Origin of the sequence: Agromyces aurantiacus, assembly GCF_016907355.1 — a bacterium.
In the GTDB taxonomy this organism is placed as follows: domain Bacteria; phylum Actinomycetota; class Actinomycetes; order Actinomycetales; family Microbacteriaceae; genus Agromyces; species Agromyces aurantiacus.
Genome location: NZ_JAFBBW010000001.1, coordinates 2,790,023 through 2,804,540 on the forward strand (window position 1 = coordinate 2,790,023; position 14,518 = coordinate 2,804,540).

13 protein-coding genes and 1 other RNA gene are annotated in these 14,518 nt (G+C 71.4%); 6 read left to right on the top strand and 8 right to left on the bottom strand.

What is annotated here, in order from left to right:
- Positions 1 to 6 precede the first annotated feature (6 nt).
- The gene (locus JOD46_RS13205; RefSeq protein ID WP_204394993.1) at positions 7 to 519 is read left to right on the top strand and encodes a septum formation family protein; all 513 of its coding nucleotides are present in this window, start codon (positions 7 to 9) and stop codon (positions 517 to 519) included.
- A gap of 41 nt (positions 520 to 560) precedes the next feature.
- Here the strand turns inward: JOD46_RS13205 and mgrA are convergent, their stop codons facing one another.
- Both mgrA and ssrA read right to left on the bottom strand, forming a co-directional pair.
- The gene (mgrA, locus tag JOD46_RS13210; RefSeq protein ID WP_204394994.1) at positions 561 to 1,613 is read right to left on the bottom strand and encodes an L-glyceraldehyde 3-phosphate reductase; all 1,053 of its coding nucleotides are present in this window, start codon (positions 1,611 to 1,613) and stop codon (positions 561 to 563) included.
- Positions 1,614 to 1,714: 101 nt separating this feature from the next.
- Positions 1,715 to 2,082: a transfer-messenger RNA gene (ssrA, locus tag JOD46_RS13215) on the bottom strand.
- A 164-nt stretch (positions 2,083 to 2,246) separates the two neighbouring features.
- Here ssrA and JOD46_RS13220 point away from each other — a divergent pair.
- Positions 2,247 to 2,906 carry an SIMPL domain-containing protein gene (locus JOD46_RS13220; protein ID WP_204394995.1) on the top strand — a complete coding sequence of 220 codons (660 nt, stop codon included), beginning with the start codon at positions 2,247 to 2,249 and terminating at the stop codon, positions 2,904 to 2,906.
- A gap of 18 nt (positions 2,907 to 2,924) precedes the next feature.
- Here JOD46_RS13220 and JOD46_RS13225 read toward each other — a convergent pair whose 3' ends face one another.
- From JOD46_RS13225 to ftsE, 4 genes are all read right to left on the bottom strand, one after another.
- Positions 2,925 to 3,662, bottom strand: coding sequence for a tyrosine-protein phosphatase (locus JOD46_RS13225; RefSeq protein ID WP_204394996.1), 738 nt, complete (start codon positions 3,660 to 3,662; stop codon positions 2,925 to 2,927).
- A gap of 83 nt (positions 3,663 to 3,745) precedes the next feature.
- Positions 3,746 to 4,222 carry an SsrA-binding protein SmpB gene (gene smpB / locus JOD46_RS13230; protein WP_204394997.1) on the bottom strand — a complete coding sequence of 159 codons (477 nt, stop codon included), beginning with the start codon at positions 4,220 to 4,222 and terminating at the stop codon, positions 3,746 to 3,748.
- A 65-nt stretch (positions 4,223 to 4,287) separates the two neighbouring features.
- Entirely contained in the window at positions 4,288 to 5,199 is a 912-nt protein-coding gene (ftsX, locus tag JOD46_RS13235) for a permease-like cell division protein FtsX (protein WP_204394998.1), read from the bottom strand.
- A complete protein-coding gene (gene ftsE, locus JOD46_RS19010) occupies positions 5,196 to 6,686 on the bottom strand; it encodes a cell division ATP-binding protein FtsE (protein WP_204394999.1) in 1,491 nt (496 codons plus the stop codon). Before ftsE ends, ftsX begins: the two co-directional genes overlap by 4 nt.
- Positions 6,687 to 6,773: 87 nt before the next feature.
- On the opposite strand from ftsE, the gene JOD46_RS13245 reads away from it, so the two are divergent.
- Positions 6,774 to 7,202 (top strand): cupin domain-containing protein, encoded by a 429-nt coding sequence (locus JOD46_RS13245; RefSeq protein WP_204395000.1) that lies wholly within the window; start codon positions 6,774 to 6,776, stop codon positions 7,200 to 7,202.
- Between the two features lie 9 nt (positions 7,203 to 7,211).
- Here the strand turns inward: JOD46_RS13245 and JOD46_RS13250 are convergent, their stop codons facing one another.
- Complete coding sequence (locus JOD46_RS13250) at positions 7,212 to 7,742, bottom strand: flavodoxin domain-containing protein (protein ID WP_204395001.1); 531 nt, start codon at positions 7,740 to 7,742, stop codon at positions 7,212 to 7,214.
- A 150-nt stretch (positions 7,743 to 7,892) separates the two neighbouring features.
- Between JOD46_RS13250 and JOD46_RS13255 the strand changes: the two genes are divergently transcribed.
- Positions 7,893 to 8,666, top strand: a complete 774-nt coding sequence (locus JOD46_RS13255; RefSeq protein ID WP_204395002.1) for a gamma-glutamyl-gamma-aminobutyrate hydrolase family protein — start codon at positions 7,893 to 7,895, stop codon at positions 8,664 to 8,666.
- Positions 8,667 to 8,707: 41 nt separating this feature from the next.
- On the opposite strand, the gene prfB is transcribed toward JOD46_RS13255, so the two are convergent.
- Positions 8,708 to 9,823, bottom strand: coding sequence for a peptide chain release factor 2 (prfB, locus tag JOD46_RS13260; protein ID WP_204395003.1), 1,116 nt, complete (start codon positions 9,821 to 9,823; stop codon positions 8,708 to 8,710).
- 60 nt (positions 9,824 to 9,883) lie between these two features.
- Between prfB and JOD46_RS13265 the strand changes: the two genes are divergently transcribed.
- Complete coding sequence (locus JOD46_RS13265) at positions 9,884 to 11,161, top strand: MFS transporter (RefSeq protein WP_204395004.1); 1,278 nt, start codon at positions 9,884 to 9,886, stop codon at positions 11,159 to 11,161.
- A 167-nt stretch (positions 11,162 to 11,328) separates the two neighbouring features.
- Positions 11,329 to 14,442 (top strand): M14 family metallopeptidase, encoded by a 3,114-nt coding sequence (locus JOD46_RS13270; protein WP_204395005.1) that lies wholly within the window; start codon positions 11,329 to 11,331, stop codon positions 14,440 to 14,442.
- Positions 14,443 to 14,518 lie beyond the last annotated feature (76 nt).

A 14,518-nucleotide genomic window follows, 5' to 3' on the forward strand; every position in this document is an offset into this window, starting at 1 on the left:
ACCCCCATGCACACGACCCGAACGCTCACGCGCGCCGTTTCCGTCGCGGCGGCCGCCATCCTCGCCGCCTCGCTCTCGGGCTGCAGCCTCATCGGCGACCTGCTGCCGGCCCCGCAACCGCAGCGCGACGACACGACGCAGGAGATCACGGAGAGCGGCGACGCCGACGTCTTCGCGCTGCGCGTCGGGGACTGCCTCGAGATGGTCGAGGGCGAGGCCGTCGAGACCGTGCCGGTCGTGCCGTGCTCCGAGCCGCACACCGACGAGGTCTACCACGACTTCCAGATGCCCGACGGCGAGTTCCCCGGCGACGAGGCCGTGACCGCCGCGGCCGAAGAGGGGTGCCTGGCCGCCTTCGAACCGTTCGTCGGCGTCGCCTACGATGCGTCGACGCTGTACGTCGCGTGGTACTCCCCGACGCAGGAGTCGTGGGAGGGCGTCGACGACCGGATGGTGTCGTGCACCGTCTCCGACCCCGCGGGCGACGTCACCGGTACGCTCGAGGGCGCCGCGTACTGACGCGTCGGGTCCGGAGCGCCCCGACCGGGTCGGGCGTGGCGCTACGGACGGAGCGTCGGGAGCGGGCCGCCGCGGCGGGCGTCGGCCCACAGGTCGACGTCGGAGTCGATCGCGGACCGGTCGATCTCGGCGAGCTCGGCGTCGGTGAAGTCGAGCCGGTCGAGCGCCGCCACGTTCTCCTCGAGTTGGGCGACGCTGCTCGCGCCGATCACGAGGCTGGTCACGCGCTCGTCGCGCAGCGCCCACGCGAGGGCCAGTTGGGCGAGCGACTGCCCGCGACGTGCCGCGACCTCGCCGAGGGCGCGGATGCGCTCGGCCGTGGCTTGCGTCAGCATCGACCGGTCCAGCGACGTGTCGGCGGCCGCCCTCGACTCCGCGGGGATGCCGGCGAGGTACTTGCCCGTGAGCATGCCCTGCGCGAGCGCGGTGAAGCCGATGATGCCGACCCCCAGCTCACCCGCGGCGTCGACGAGGCCCTCCGACTCGATCCAGCGGTTCAGCATCGAGTACGACGGCTGGTGGATCGTGAGCGGCGTGCCGCGCTCGGCGAGCAGCCTCGCCATCTCGCGGGTCGCCTCGGTGCCGTACGAGGAGATGCCGACGTAGAGCGCCTTGCCCGAGCGCACGATGTGGTCGAGCGCCGCGGCGGTCTCCTCGAGCGGTGTCTCGGGGTCGGGCCGGTGCGAGTAGAAGATGTCGACGTAGTCCAGCCCGAGGCGGACGAGCGACTGGTCGAGGCTCGCGATGAGGTACTTGCGACTGCCGCCGACGCCGTACGGCCCCGGCCACATGTCCCACCCGGCCTTCGTCGAGACGACGAGCTCGTCGCGATACGGCGCGAAGTCGGTCGCGAGGAGGCGCCCGACGTTCGCCTCCGACGAGCCGTACGGCGGGCCGTAGTTGTTGGCGAGGTCGAAGTGCGTGATGCCGAGGTCGAACGCGCGCCGCGCGATCGCGCGCTGCGTCTCGAACGGGCGGTCGTCGCCGAAGTTGTGCCAGAGGCCCAGTGAGAGCAGCGGCAGCTTCAGCCCCGACGAGCCCACGCGACGGTAGGGGATGCGGTCATAGCGGTCGGCAGCGGCGAGGTAGGACATGTGGCCGATCGTAGCCCCGGGGCGCCAACGCGGCCCGGGCATGGCGAAGGCCGCCCCGTTCGGGACGGCCTTCGTCGGCTCCGCACGTGCGATGACGGCAATGGTGGAGATGGGGGGAATTGAACCCCCGTCCATCGCTGAGATTCCGCGCCTTCTCCGGGCGCATCCTGTGCAGCGTTCTACTCGGCCCCGACCCTTGCCACAGGCAGCCAGGTCGACGGGCCCAGCCTGAAGAAGTCCCGTACGACGCTCAGGCGACGTCGTACAGCGAGTTCCCTAGATGACGCCAGGGACCGGGGCGGGAACAGACCCGGACTGACGGACTATCGGGCTCGCTTAGGCAGCGAGGGCGAAGTCGGACTGCTTCGTATTGGCAGTTATTTGTTCGCAGGGAGCGTTCACGAGATAACCCTGCATCCTCGGCCCGCTTCTCGCAGTCTCACAGGCGATGTCGAAACCGATCATCCCCATGTCGCCGACCCCGATTCGCATCGGAGACGGGCCGTCATTCGCACGCTGTGGAATTGCCATGACCCGGGCGGCGACTCGTTGAACAGCCTGGTGCCCGGCCTTACAGTCTAGAACAGGCGTGGCCGCTCCGCCATTCCCGAGCGGGCCGACGGAAGGAACCGCATGCCCACGATCATCGCCGTCACCGGTCGCGCCCAGGAGCGGATCGAGCCCGAGCTCGGCGCGGTCTCGCTCACGGTCGGCACCTCGGGCGGGGATCGCGAGGCGACCCTGCGCTCGGTCGGCGACTCGCACGAACGCCTTCTCGAAGAGGTGCGCGAGCTCGAGGCGTCCGGCGCGCTCGAGTCGTGGTCGGCGGGGCAGCTGCGGGTGTGGTCGCACCGCCCGTGGAACGCCGAGGGCCGGCAGCTGCCGCTCGTGCACCAGGCGAACGCCGAGGTCGAGGTGGTCTTCCGCGACCTCGCGGCGCTCGGCGCGTGGGTCGGCTCCGTGTCGGGCACGGCGAACGTCGCCGTCGGCGGCGTGGACTGGCGACTGACGGATGCCACGCGCGACCGCGTGCAGGAGACGGCGCAGCGCACGGCCGTCGCCGACGCCGTGCGCAAGGCCGGCGTCTACGCCGAGGCCCTCGGGTTGGGCACTCCCGCCCCGGTCGAGCTCGCCGACCACGGGATGCTCTCGGAGCAGCCCGTTCCGGTCATGCACAAGGCCACGATGGCCCGCGCGATGGCGGCCGACGCCGGCGCCGGCCCCGCGCCCGAGTTCGCGCCCGCGAAGCTCGTGATCGAGGCCTCGGTCGACGCCCGCTTCAGCGCGGAGTGATGGCGGGGCGGATGGCGCTCAGCCGCGCTCGATGAGCCACGCCTCGAGCGCCTCGAGCTCACGACGCTCGAGACCCGACGCGAGCAGGTACTCCCGCGCCGACCCGTGACGTCGCTCCACCTCGTCGAGCGCCGACTCGAGCGCCTCGCGCGGGCTCCCGCCCATGAGCGTGCGCAGCTCGGGGGTGTCGGGCACGCCGTACCGCCCGATGAGCGCGACCATCTCCTCGAGCCATTCGCCCGCCAGGTGCGACTCCGTGACGACGTAGTCGGCGATGACGGCCTCGCGTTCGACGCCCGCCGCGAGCAGCGCCATCGCGATGACGATGCCCGTGCGGTCCTTGCCCGCGGTGCAGTGCACGACGACCGCGCGCTCCCCCGCGTTCGGCAGTTCGCGCAGCGCGTCGACGAGGACCGGCGAATGGGTCGTCACGATCCGGTGGTAGAGGGCCTCGAGCGAGATGCCGCGCCGACCCTGGGACGCGCCGGCGCCCTCGAACACGGGCAGGCGGCGCACCGCGACATCCAGCCCCTCGAGGTCGTCGGGCATGAGCTGCGCCTCGTTCTCGTCGCGCAGGTCGATCACCACGCCCACGTCGAGCCGGCGCAGCGCCTCGCGGCCCTCGTCACCGAGCCGGTGGAGCCCGTCGGAGCGGAACAGCACGCCGCGGCGCACCACGCCTTCGCGCGCCGGCAGTCCGCCGACGTCGCGGAAGTTGTAGGTGCCCGGCACGGGGATGCGCGTCGAGATCTCCACGCAGCGGAGCCTACCCCCGGCGACTGGGCCCGAACCTCAGGATCCGCCCGGACCCGGCCGGACCCGGCGGCACTCGGTGCGACCTACTCGCCGAGGTGCCGGCGCGACGCCATCGCGCGATCGGCCTCGCGCTTGTCCTGCCGCTCGCGCAGCGCCTGGCGCTTGTCGTACTCGCGCTTGCCCTTGGCGACCGCGAGCTCGACCTTCGCGCGGCCGTCCTTGAAATACAGCGACAGCGGGATGAGCGTGTAGCCGCCCTCCTTGGTCTTGTGGCTGATCTTCACGATCTCCTGCTTGTGCATCAGGAGCTTGCGCTTGCGCCGCGGGGCGTGGTTGTTCCACGTTCCCTCGGTGTACTCGGGGATGTGCACCGCGTCGAGCCAGATCTCGCCGCCGTCGATGAAGGCGTACCCGTCGACGAGCGACGCCCGCCCCTGGCGCAGCGACTTCACCTCGGTGCCGGAGAGCACGATGCCGGCCTCGTAGGTGTCCTCGATCAGGTAGTCGTGGCGCGCCTTGCGGTTGGTCGCCACGACCTTCTCACCGCGTTCCCTGGGCACGGTCCACTCCTCGGTTCGATCGACGGATGTCGCCGGCGAGCGCCGGCAAGCCCTCCAGTCTAGCGTCAGACGCGCAGGTACCTGCGGATCGCGATCGCCGCCGACACCGCGGCGAGCAGCACGCCCACGCCCACGAGCAGCGGCACGACGAGCAGCGCGTCGCCCACGTCGACGAACGTGAACGAGAGCGCGTCGGCGAGGTAGCCCTGGACGAAGAAGTACACGATCGCGACGACCGCCCCGCCGGCGAGCAGCGAGCCGATGAGCCCCGCGAACACGCCCTCGAGGACGAACGGCGTCTGGATGAACCGGTTCGACGCGCCGACCAAGCGCATGATGCCGAGCTCCTTGCTGCGCGAGAACGCCGACAGGCGGATGGTCGTCGCGATGAGCAGCGCGGCGGCGACGAGCATGATCGCGGCGATCGCGACGGCGGTGTAGCTCGCGGCGTTCAGCACGTTGAAGATCTGGTCGAGGTAGCGCCGCTGATCGACGACCTGCTCGACGCCCGCCATGCCGGCCAGGCTCTCGGCGATCACGTCGGACTGCGACGGGTCGGTGAGGTTCACCCAGAACGTCTCGTTGAGCACGTCGGGCGTGACGTAGTCGGCTGCGGGCGTGCCGGCGAACTGCTCCTGGAAGTTCGCATACGCCTGGTCGCGATCCTCGAAGTAGTACTCGTCGATGAACGGGTCGAGGGTGTCGCTGTTCAGCTGCGCCTCGACGGCGTCCTTCTGCTCGGGCGTCGCCTCGCCGTCGACGCAGCCGGCGGCCGTCGAGACCGAGGTGCAGAGGTAGACGGCGACTTGGGCGCGGTCGTACCAGTAGCCGCGCATCTGCGCGATCTGCAGTTGCAGCAGCGCGGCCGTGCCCACGAACGTGAGCGAGACGAACGTGACCAGCACGACCGAGATGACCATGGTGGCGTTGCGCCGCAGGCCGTTGGCCGCTTCGGCGAACACGAGACCGAACCTCACTTGACCGGCCCCACTTCCTGGTCGTCGTCGCCGGGGCGCGGGCCGGCGGGACTGCGCAGTCCGAGGCGCTCGGCCAGGGTCAGGTTCGCCGACTTCCTCGGCGTGGCGGCCGGGGCCGGCCGGCCGGGTGGGCCGCCGGCGTCGGCGTCGGATGCCGCGGCGAGCGCCTCCTCGTCGGCGTCGTCGGGGAGCCGCTCGATCGGAGCGGTCGCGGCGGCGGTGATCGCTGCGGCCTCGTCGGTCACCTCGTCGGTCGCCTCGGGCTCGATGTAGAGCGGCGGCGCATCGCGCATGACCTCGCGGGTGACCTTGGGCGCCGCAGAGGTGATCGTGCCGGGCGCGGACTCCTCGTCGCGGAGCGCGGCCACGACGGCGTCGGCGTCCTCGCCCGTCGCGGGCACCTCACGCGCGGTCGTGTCGAACTCGCCGGCGTCGTGGAGGACGGCGTCGGTCGGTGCGGCCTTCTTCTTCCGGCTGCTCTTGCCGGTGCCGCGACCCGTCGTGCTCCGCGCGGCGGCCACGGCGGCCGCCGCGGCGGCGGCGGTCGTCTCGGCGGACGTCGGCTCGGGTGCGGCGACCGGCTCGACCGGCGCGGTGGTCGCGACGGCATTGGCGGCGGCGGGCTCGCCGGCCTCGCCGGCGACGGGAGGAGCGGCGGCTTTCGTGCGCGCGGCGCTCGTGCGCGCGGCGGGCTTGCGTCCGCCGCCGGCGCGCGCCGGAGCCTTCGCGCGCGCGGCGGGCGCCGCCGCGGCCGGTGCCGCCGCGGCATCCGTCGTCTCGACCTCGCGCGCGACCGCCTCGGAGGTGATCGCGTAGCCGGCGCTGCGCTCGTCGCGCACGAGTTCACCCGAGGAGAGCTCGATGACGCGGCGCTGCATCTGGTCGACGATGCCGGCCTCGTGCGTGGCCATGACGACGGTGGTGCCGCTCGCGTTGATGCGCTCGAGCAGGGTCATGATGCCCGCGCTCGTCACGGGGTCGAGGTTGCCCGTGGGTTCGTCGGCGAGCAGGATCTGCGGCTTGTTGACGATGGCGCGGGCGATCGCCACGCGCTGCTGCTCGCCGCCCGAGAGCTCGTGCGGCATCCGCTTGCCCTTGCCGTCGAGGCCGACGAGCCGGAGCGTCTCGGGCACCGCGGTCTGGATGAAGCCGCGCGACTTGCCGATGACCCGCAGCGCGAACGCGACGTTGTCGAAGACGTTTTTGTTCGGCAGCAGCCGGAAGTCCTGGAAGACGACCCCGAGGTTGCGCCGGAAGTACGGGACCTTGCGCGTCGAGATGCGCCGGAGGTCCTGGCCGAGCACGTGGATCTGACCCGCCGAGGGCCGCTCCTCCTTCAGGATCAGCCGGAGGAAGCTCGACTTGCCCGAGCCCGACGCGCCCACGAGGAACACGAACTCGCCGCGCAGGATCTCGACCGTGACGTCGTCGAGGGCCGGCCGCCCCTGCCCGGGGTAGGTCATGGTGACGGAGTCGAAGCGGATCATCGCGTTCGAGCCTAGGCACGATCGACCCGAATCGGGGCAGCGACACCGGAAAAGGCAGACCCGCCTCGCGCCGGTACAGTGGCCGACGTGAGCGACTACCAGGTGTTGGAGATGGGCGGCCTCGACGAGTGGCGCGAGCACTACGGCGGGTTCCGCCCGGAGAGCTCGCGCGACGGACGGCGGGTCGTCGACCACGAACTCACGATGCAGTTCATCGGCATGACCGCGAACGCCTACGAACCCGGCGAGGAGGCCGGGTACTGGCACACGCACTCGCGCGTGGAGGAACTGTACGTGTTCCTCGCCGGTCGCGGCCAGATGGGCCTCGACGACGACGTCGTCGACGTCGGTCCCGGCACCGTCGTGCGCGTGGGCCAGGGCGTCTGGCGCACCTGGCGGGCGGTGCCCGACAGCCCGGGCCAGCTCAGGTGGCTCTGCATCCGCGCGGGCGGCGAGGAACTGCCGCGCCTGCCCGACGACGGCCGACGCGACGAGGATCGCCCGTCGCCCTGGTGACCCGGCGCGTCAGGCCGGCTGGGTCGCGAGCTCGGCGGCCACCGCGTCGGCCCACGCGTCGATGGCATCCCAGTCGCGGAAGTCGCCCTCGGGCAGCGCGTCGTTCTCGGGCATCCAGCTGAGGATGCGATCGGATCCGCGGAGCCCGTCGATGTCGAGCGCCCCGAAGAAGACCATCGTGCCGCGCGGGTGCAGCTCCTCCTCGTAGTCGGCGAACTGCCGCGGCTGCGCGCCCGCGAGCACGTCGTTGCCCTCCTTGTCGATGCGCGACGTGCCGAGCGGTCCACTGGCGAAGAGCCACGTGGGTCGGCTCGCGAGCAGCTCGTGGTTGTGGCGCACGAATCGACGCGCCTCCTTGCGCCAGTTGAACATGTAGGTGGCGGCGCCCACGACGAACGCGTCGAACCCCTCGGGGTACTCGACGTCATCGCAGCGCTCGACGTCGACCTCGTGGCCCGCGAGACGGAGCCGCTCGCCGATGCGGTCGGCGATCCCCCTCGTCGACCCGTACTTGCTCGAGTACGCGACCAGCACGCGCATGACGTCCACCTCCGTCGGTGATCCGCTGTCGATCCCGCGGGCGAGGCTACGCGCGCGGCCGTGCCGCGTTGAGTGCCGAAGGTCCCCTGCCGATCTCCGCGCGACCGGCGTAGGTTGGAGGGCGAGACCGACCGGAGCCTGGGAGGTGCGATGACCGTTCCCCTCGTCGGCGTCGTCGCCGATCGCAAGTCCGCGAGCGCCGGGGCGTGGGTCGACATCCCCACCGACGGACTCCCGCACGCCTACATCTCCGCCCTCCAGGAGGCGGGCGCCGCGCCGATCGTGTTCCCGAGCATCGACGTGCACCTGTCCGACCCGGATCGGCTGCTCGAGATCGTCGACGGGCTCTTCCTGCCGGGCGGGCGCGACATCGACGCCGAGCTCTACGCCAACGAGGCGCACCCCTCGAACGATCCGCCCCTGCGCGTGCGCGACGAGCTCGAGATCGCGCTCGTCCGCGGAGCGCGCGAGCGCGGCATGCCGATCTTCGGCGCGTGCCGCGGCATGCAGGTGCTCAACGTCGCGCTCGGCGGAACCCTCGAGCAGCACCTCGGCGACCGGCTCGACCTGACCCCGCACCGGGCGACGGTCGGCGAGAAGACCGAGCACCCCGTCGCCATCCACGACGGCACGCTGCTGCGGCGCATCACGCACGACGCCGAGTTCGACATCTCCTCGCACCACCACCAGGCGGTCGAACGGCTCGGCGAGGGGCTCGTCGCCTCGGCGAGCGCGCCCGACGGCGTGATCGAGGCCATCGAGACCACCGACGGTTCGTTCTGCCTCGGCGTGCAGTGGCACCCCGAGGAGCGGCTCGATCCCGAGGGGATCGTGCTCATCCGGGCGTTCGTCGACGCGGCGCGCGCGCACGCGCGGTCGCAGGTGCGGGGCGCGGCGGCACCGGCGGTCGCACGGGCGTCGTAGTCGGCGGATGACGCGGGCGCGCGCCATCCGTCACCCGGGCGCTACTCGCCCGCCTGCTGCTTCTGCTTGCGCCACTTGATGCCCGCGGCGATGAACCCGTCGAGCTCGCCGTCGAACACCTTCGACGGGTTGCCCTCCTCGTAGTCGTTCCGCAGGTCCTTCACCATCTGGTACGGCGCGAGCACGTACGACCGCATCTGGTCGCCCCAGCTCGCGGTGATGTTGCCCGCGAGCTCCTTCTTCTGGGCGGCCTCCTGCTCCTTCTGGAGGAGGAGCAGTCGCGACTGGAGCACCCTCATCGCGGCGGCGCGGTTCTGGATCTGCGACTTCTCGTTCTGCATCGAGACGACGATGCCGGTGGGGAGGTGCGTGATGCGCACGGCCGAGTCGGTGGTGTTGACCGACTGTCCGCCGGGGCCGGACGAGCGGAAGACGTCGACGCGGATGTCGTTGTCGGGGATGTCGACCTCCTGCGCCTCCTCCATGAGCGGGATGACCTCGACCGCGGCGAACGACGTCTGGCGCTTGCCGGCCGCGCCGAAGGGGCTCATGCGCACGAGACGGTGGGTGCCCGCCTCGACCGAGAGGGTGCCGAACGCGTAGGGCGCGTCGATCTCGAAGGTGGCCGACTTGATGCCGGCCTCCTCGGCGTAGCTGGTGTCCATGACGGTGGCGGTGTAGCCGTGCTTCTCGGCCCAGCGCAGGTACATGCGCATGAGCATCTCGGCGAAGTCGGCGGCGTCGACGCCGCCGGCGCCCGAACGGATGGTGATGACGGCGGGCCGCGCATCCCATTCGCCGTCGAGCAGGGTCTGCACCTCGAGGTCGCCGATGGTCTTCTCGAGCGAGGCGAGCTCGGCGCGCGCCTCGGCGGCGGACTCCTCGTCGTCGGCCTCCTGAGCCAGCTCGACGAGCACCTCGAGGTCGTCGAGGCGCTGCTCGATGCCCGTGATGCGGTTGAGCTCGGACTGGCGGTGGCTGAGCGCGCTCGTCACCTTCTGGGCCTGCTCGGGGTCGTCCCACAGGTCGGGCGCACCGGCCTGCTCGCTGAGCTTGGCGATGTCGGCCTCGAGGGCGTGGACGTCGACGACGGCGCGGATGTCGCGGAAGGTGGTGCGCAGGGAGGCGATCTCCTGCGAGAGGTCAAGATCCAACATGGCCCCCCAAGCCTAGTGGGCGGGGCTGGGCGCACCCTGCGCGGGCATACGATCGAGGGGATGACCGCTGATGCCGCGCGCCCGTTCTCGTGGCGTTCGGTGATCCTTCCCGCCTACCTGCCGACGCTGCTGTTCTCGGTCGGCGAGGGCGCGATGATCCCCGTGATCCCGGTCGTCGCCACCGAGCGGGGCGCGTCGCTGGCGCTGGCCGGCCTCATCGCGGCGATGCTCATGGTGGGCCAGCTGCTCGGCGACCTGCCCGCCGGATGGCTCGTGGCGAGGATCGGCGAGCGGACGGCGATGATCGGCGCGTCGGCCGTGGCGTCGGCCGGCACGCTGCTCGCGCTGCTGGTGCCGACGGAGCGGGCGCTCGGGGTCGGCGTGTTCCTGCTCGGCCTCGCGACCGCGGTGTTCGGGCTCGCGCGGCACGCGTTCCTGACGAGCCACGTGCCGGCGCGCGTGCGGGCGCGGGCGCTCTCGACGCTCGCGGGCGTGTTCCGCGCCGGCTGGGCGGTGGGTCCGTTCACGGCCGCCGCGATCATCGCCTGGACGGGGTCGGCGGCGGCGGTGTTCTGGGTGCTCGTCATCTCGTGCGCCGCGGTCGTCGTGGTGCTGCTCGTGCTGCCCGATCCCGAGACGGCGTTCGGCGGCGCCGACCGGCCGCAGCCGAACCCGGCGCACGGCGTGCGGCACGCGATCGTCACCTATCGCGAGGTGCTCGCGCGCATCGGCACCGGCGTCGGCATCCTCACGGCGCTGCGCGCGAGCCGCACGGTGATCCTGCCGCTGTGGGCGGTCTCGATCGGCATGCGCCCGGATGCCGCGGCGCTCGTCATCGGCATCGCCGCGACGATCGACTTCGCGCTCTTCTACGTCAGCGGCCACGTCATGGACCGGCACGGCCGGCTCTGGAGCGCCATCCCCGGACTGGTCGGGCTCTCCATCGGGCACCTCGTGCTCGCGTTCACGCACGACCTGCCCACCGCGGTGGCCTGGTTCACCGGCGTGGCCATCCTGCTGGGCGTCGCGAACGGCCTCTCGAGCGGCGTCGTGCTCACGGTCGGCGCCGACCTTGCGCCGAAGGAGCATCCCGCCCCCTTCCTCGGTGCGTACCGCACGCTCGCCGACGCCGGGCAGGCCGCCGCGCCGCTCGCGATCGCCGCCGTCACGTCGGCGCTGTCGATCATGGCGGCGAGCGCGGCGATGGGTGTGGTCGGGCTCGCGGGTGCGGCGATGCTCTGGCGGTGGATCCCCCGATACGTGCCGCGGCGGCCGCGGCATCCGGAACCCGACGAGGGCGAGCGCGACGAGGGCTGGACGCCCGCGTCCGACACCTGAACGCCCCGGCGCACCGATCCGCACGCATGGAACCTTGACAGCGCGCGGTGAGCCCCAGCAGAGTGTGCGCTAGGGTCCGCAGGCGCCAGAAGCGTGGCGGGCATCGGTATGCGCACGACGATGTCGCCACCATCCCTCTGCACCGGAGCCGGGCCGGAGGAGTCGTCATGGTCGATACTCGTTCCATCCCCCGTCGTCTCGCCGTCGGCGTCGCCGCGCTCGCACTCGCGTTCTCGGCGCTGAGTCCGATCGCCGCCAACGCCGTCGACGACGACACCGGCGCGCTCGACATGTACACGGCCGACGTGAGCGCCGAGCAGGCGGCCGAGATCTCCGCGGCCGGATTCGAGGCCGTCGCGACCCGCGCGACCGAGGACGGCGTGAGCGTCGACCTCGTGCTCACCGAGGCCGAGGCGAAGGGCCTCGCCGACCACGGCGTCGACGTGAAGGTCAAGAAGAACAAGGACGGCAAGTCGGCGCGGCAGCTCGCGGCCGAGCAGGCCGAGTCGGGCTACACCGTCTGGCGCTCATGGGACGAGCAGGGCGGCATCCGCGACGAGCTCTACGAGGTGGCGAAGAAGAACCCGTCGATCGTGAAGCTCGAGGTGCTCGGCCACACCGCCCAGGGCCGGGAGATCATCGCGGTCAAGCTGACGCAGGCTGCGAAGCCGACACGGGATGGCAGCCGGCCGGCGGTCGTCTACAGCTCGACCCAGCATGCGCGCGAGTGGATCTCGACCGAGGTCAACCGCCGCCTCATGCACTACTACATCGACGGCTGGAAGGCGGGCGACCAGGAGGTCAAGCGGCTGCTGAAGAACAACGAGCTGTGGTTCCTGCTCGTCGCGAACCCCGACGGCTACCAGTACACGTTCGACCACGAGCGGCTGTGGCGGAAGAACCTGCGCGACAACGACGGCGACGGGCAGATCACCCGGGCCGACGGCGTGGACCCGAACCGCAACTACCCGGAGCACTTCGGGTACGACGAGGAGGGCTCGTCGGCGCAGATCTCGAGCGACACCTACCGCGGCCCGGCGGCCGCCTCGGAGCCCGAGACGCAGGCGATGATCTCGCTGCTCGACCGGTCGGCAGCCGAGTTCCAGGTCAACTACCACTCCTTCGGGCAGTGGCTGCTCTACGCCGAGGGATGGCAGACGGGCACGCCGACCGCCGACGACCCGATCTACTACGCCCTGTCGGGCAACCGCGACAACCCCGCGATCCCCGACTTCGAGCCGGGCCTCTCGTCCGACGTGCTGTACGTGACCAACGGTGAGACGACCGACTACGCGCACGTGCAGAACGGCACGCTGGCATGGACGCCCGAGCTCGGCGAGGGGTCGGACGGCGGCGGGTTCGTCTTCCCCGACGACGAGGCGCAGGTGCAGGCCGAGTTCGAGCGCGCGCTGCCCTTCGCGCTCGACGTCGCGAAGTCGGCGGCGAACCCGGCCGACCCCGTGTCGCACCTCGGGCTCGAGACGAAGCCGTTCTACCTGAAGAGCGACGACACCTACAAGTACGGGCTGCCGCTGGCGAACTTCACGTTCGACTACTCCTACGGCGACCCGCAGGAGGTGCGCGTGACGGCGCTCCGCAGCCTCGGCGACGTCACGCTGAAGTACTCGATCAACGGCGGCGAGCCGATGAGCGCGTCGACCGAGGAGTGGACGGGCGGTGACCGCTATGGCGGGAAGACGTCCGTGTACTACCGCGTCATGAGCGGGTTCGTCACGGGCACGAGTCCGGGCGACAGCGTCGAGGTCTGGTTCGAGGGCGGCGGCGAGACGAGCGACTCGTTCACGTACGAGGCGGTCGCGGAGACCGAGCACAGCGTGCTGATCATGTCGGCCGAGGACTACACGGGCGCCTCGCCAGTGCAGGCCGGCGGACCCAACTACCTCGCCTACTACCAGGACGCGCTCGCCGCGAACGGCGTGAGCTACGACGTGTACGACGTCGACGCCCGCGGTCGCGTGGCGCCCGACGCGCTCGGCGTGCTCTCGCACTACGAGGGCGTCATCTGGTACACCGGCGACGACATCGTGACGCGGGAGCCCGGATGGGGCGGCGGCAACGCCTCGCGCCTGGCGATGGACGAGATCCTCGAGGTGCGCGACTTCCTCAACGAGGGCGGCAAGGTGCTCTACACGGGCAAGTACGCCGGCAGCCAGTACACCCCGAACGTCGGGACCCAGTTCTACGACCCGACCGAGGCGAACGAGGAGTGCCGCGCCAGCGAGGACGTCCTCGTGCGGTGTCGTGCGCTCGGCGGTTCCGGTGACGGCACGAACGACATGCTGCAGTACTGGCTCGGCGCGTATCTCGCCGTGGACGACGCCGGCACCACCGACGAGGGGGACATCCTCGACGCGCTCGGCGTGGGCGAGCCGCTGGACGGCCTCGCGTGGGGCTTCAACGGTGCCGACAGCGCCCAGAACCAGACGCACTCGAACTCGTTCATCACGACGAGCGGCATCCTGAACCCCGACGACTACCCGCAGTTCGAGAGCTGGGTCGCCGGGCGCTGGGACCGCGCGGGCGGCCCGTACGCGCCGCACACCGGTGACGACTACGCGTACTCGCAGATCGGCGACGTGTCGTACAAGCGACTCATGCGCACGATCGACGTGCCGGCGGGCGGGGCGACGATGTCGTTCTGGACCTCGTACGACACCGAGGCGAACTGGGACTTCCTCGCCGTCGAGGCCCATACCCCGGGCGAGGACGACTGGACGACCCTGCCCGACGCGAACTCGCACACCACCCAGAACACGGGCGACAGCTGCCCGGCCGGATGGAACGAGCTGCACCCGCAACTCGACTTCTACCAGACGTTCGTCGACGACTCCACGTGCGACCCCACCGGCAGCGGTGACGGCGAGTGGAACGCCGCGACGGGCAACTCGGGCGGCTGGCAGCAGTGGACCGTGGATCTCTCGGCCTACGCCGGCGGCCAGGTCGAGCTGTCCATCGCGTACATCAGCGACTGGGCCACGCAGGGCCTCGGCGTGTTCGTCGACGACATCGAGGTGTCGACCGGCGAGGGCTCGACCTCGTTCGAGTCGGGCGACACGGGCGGATGGGTCGTCGCCGGCCCGCCGCCGGGGAGCGCACCGAACCCGAACGACTTCATCATCACGACGGCGGCCGGGTTCCCGGAGGCGGCGGTGGTGGCGACGCCGCACTCGCTGCTGAGCGGCTTCGGGTTCGAGGGCATCTCGGGCTCCGCGGCTCGAAACGCCTGGATGGGACGCGTGCTCGACCACCTGCTCGACTGATCCTGCGATCGGGCGTGCGCCCGGTGCTCCCTTCGTCGGAGCGCCGGGCGCTCGTCTGCGGTGCCGCCTTCCACAC

Coding starts and splice junctions, on each gene's coding strand:
- JOD46_RS13265 (WP_204395004.1), top strand. CDS start 9,884: ATGACCGCTGATGCCGCGCGCCCGTTCTCGTGGCGTTCGGTGATCCTT.
- JOD46_RS13255 (WP_204395002.1), top strand. CDS start 7,893: ATGACCGTTCCCCTCGTCGGCGTCGTCGCCGATCGCAAGTCCGCGAGC.
- JOD46_RS13205 (WP_204394993.1), top strand. CDS start 7: ATGCACACGACCCGAACGCTCACGCGCGCCGTTTCCGTCGCGGCGGCC.
- mgrA (WP_204394994.1), bottom strand. CDS start 1,613: ATGTCCTACCTCGCCGCTGCCGACCGCTATGACCGCATCCCCTACCGT.
- JOD46_RS13220 (WP_204394995.1), top strand. CDS start 2,247: ATGCCCACGATCATCGCCGTCACCGGTCGCGCCCAGGAGCGGATCGAG.
- JOD46_RS13270 (WP_204395005.1), top strand. CDS start 11,329: ATGGTCGATACTCGTTCCATCCCCCGTCGTCTCGCCGTCGGCGTCGCC.
- prfB (WP_204395003.1), bottom strand. CDS start 9,823: ATGTTGGATCTTGACCTCTCGCAGGAGATCGCCTCCCTGCGCACCACC.
- JOD46_RS13250 (WP_204395001.1), bottom strand. CDS start 7,742: ATGCGCGTGCTGGTCGCGTACTCGAGCAAGTACGGGTCGACGAGGGGG.
- ftsE (WP_204394999.1), bottom strand. CDS start 6,686: ATGATCCGCTTCGACTCCGTCACCATGACCTACCCCGGGCAGGGGCGG.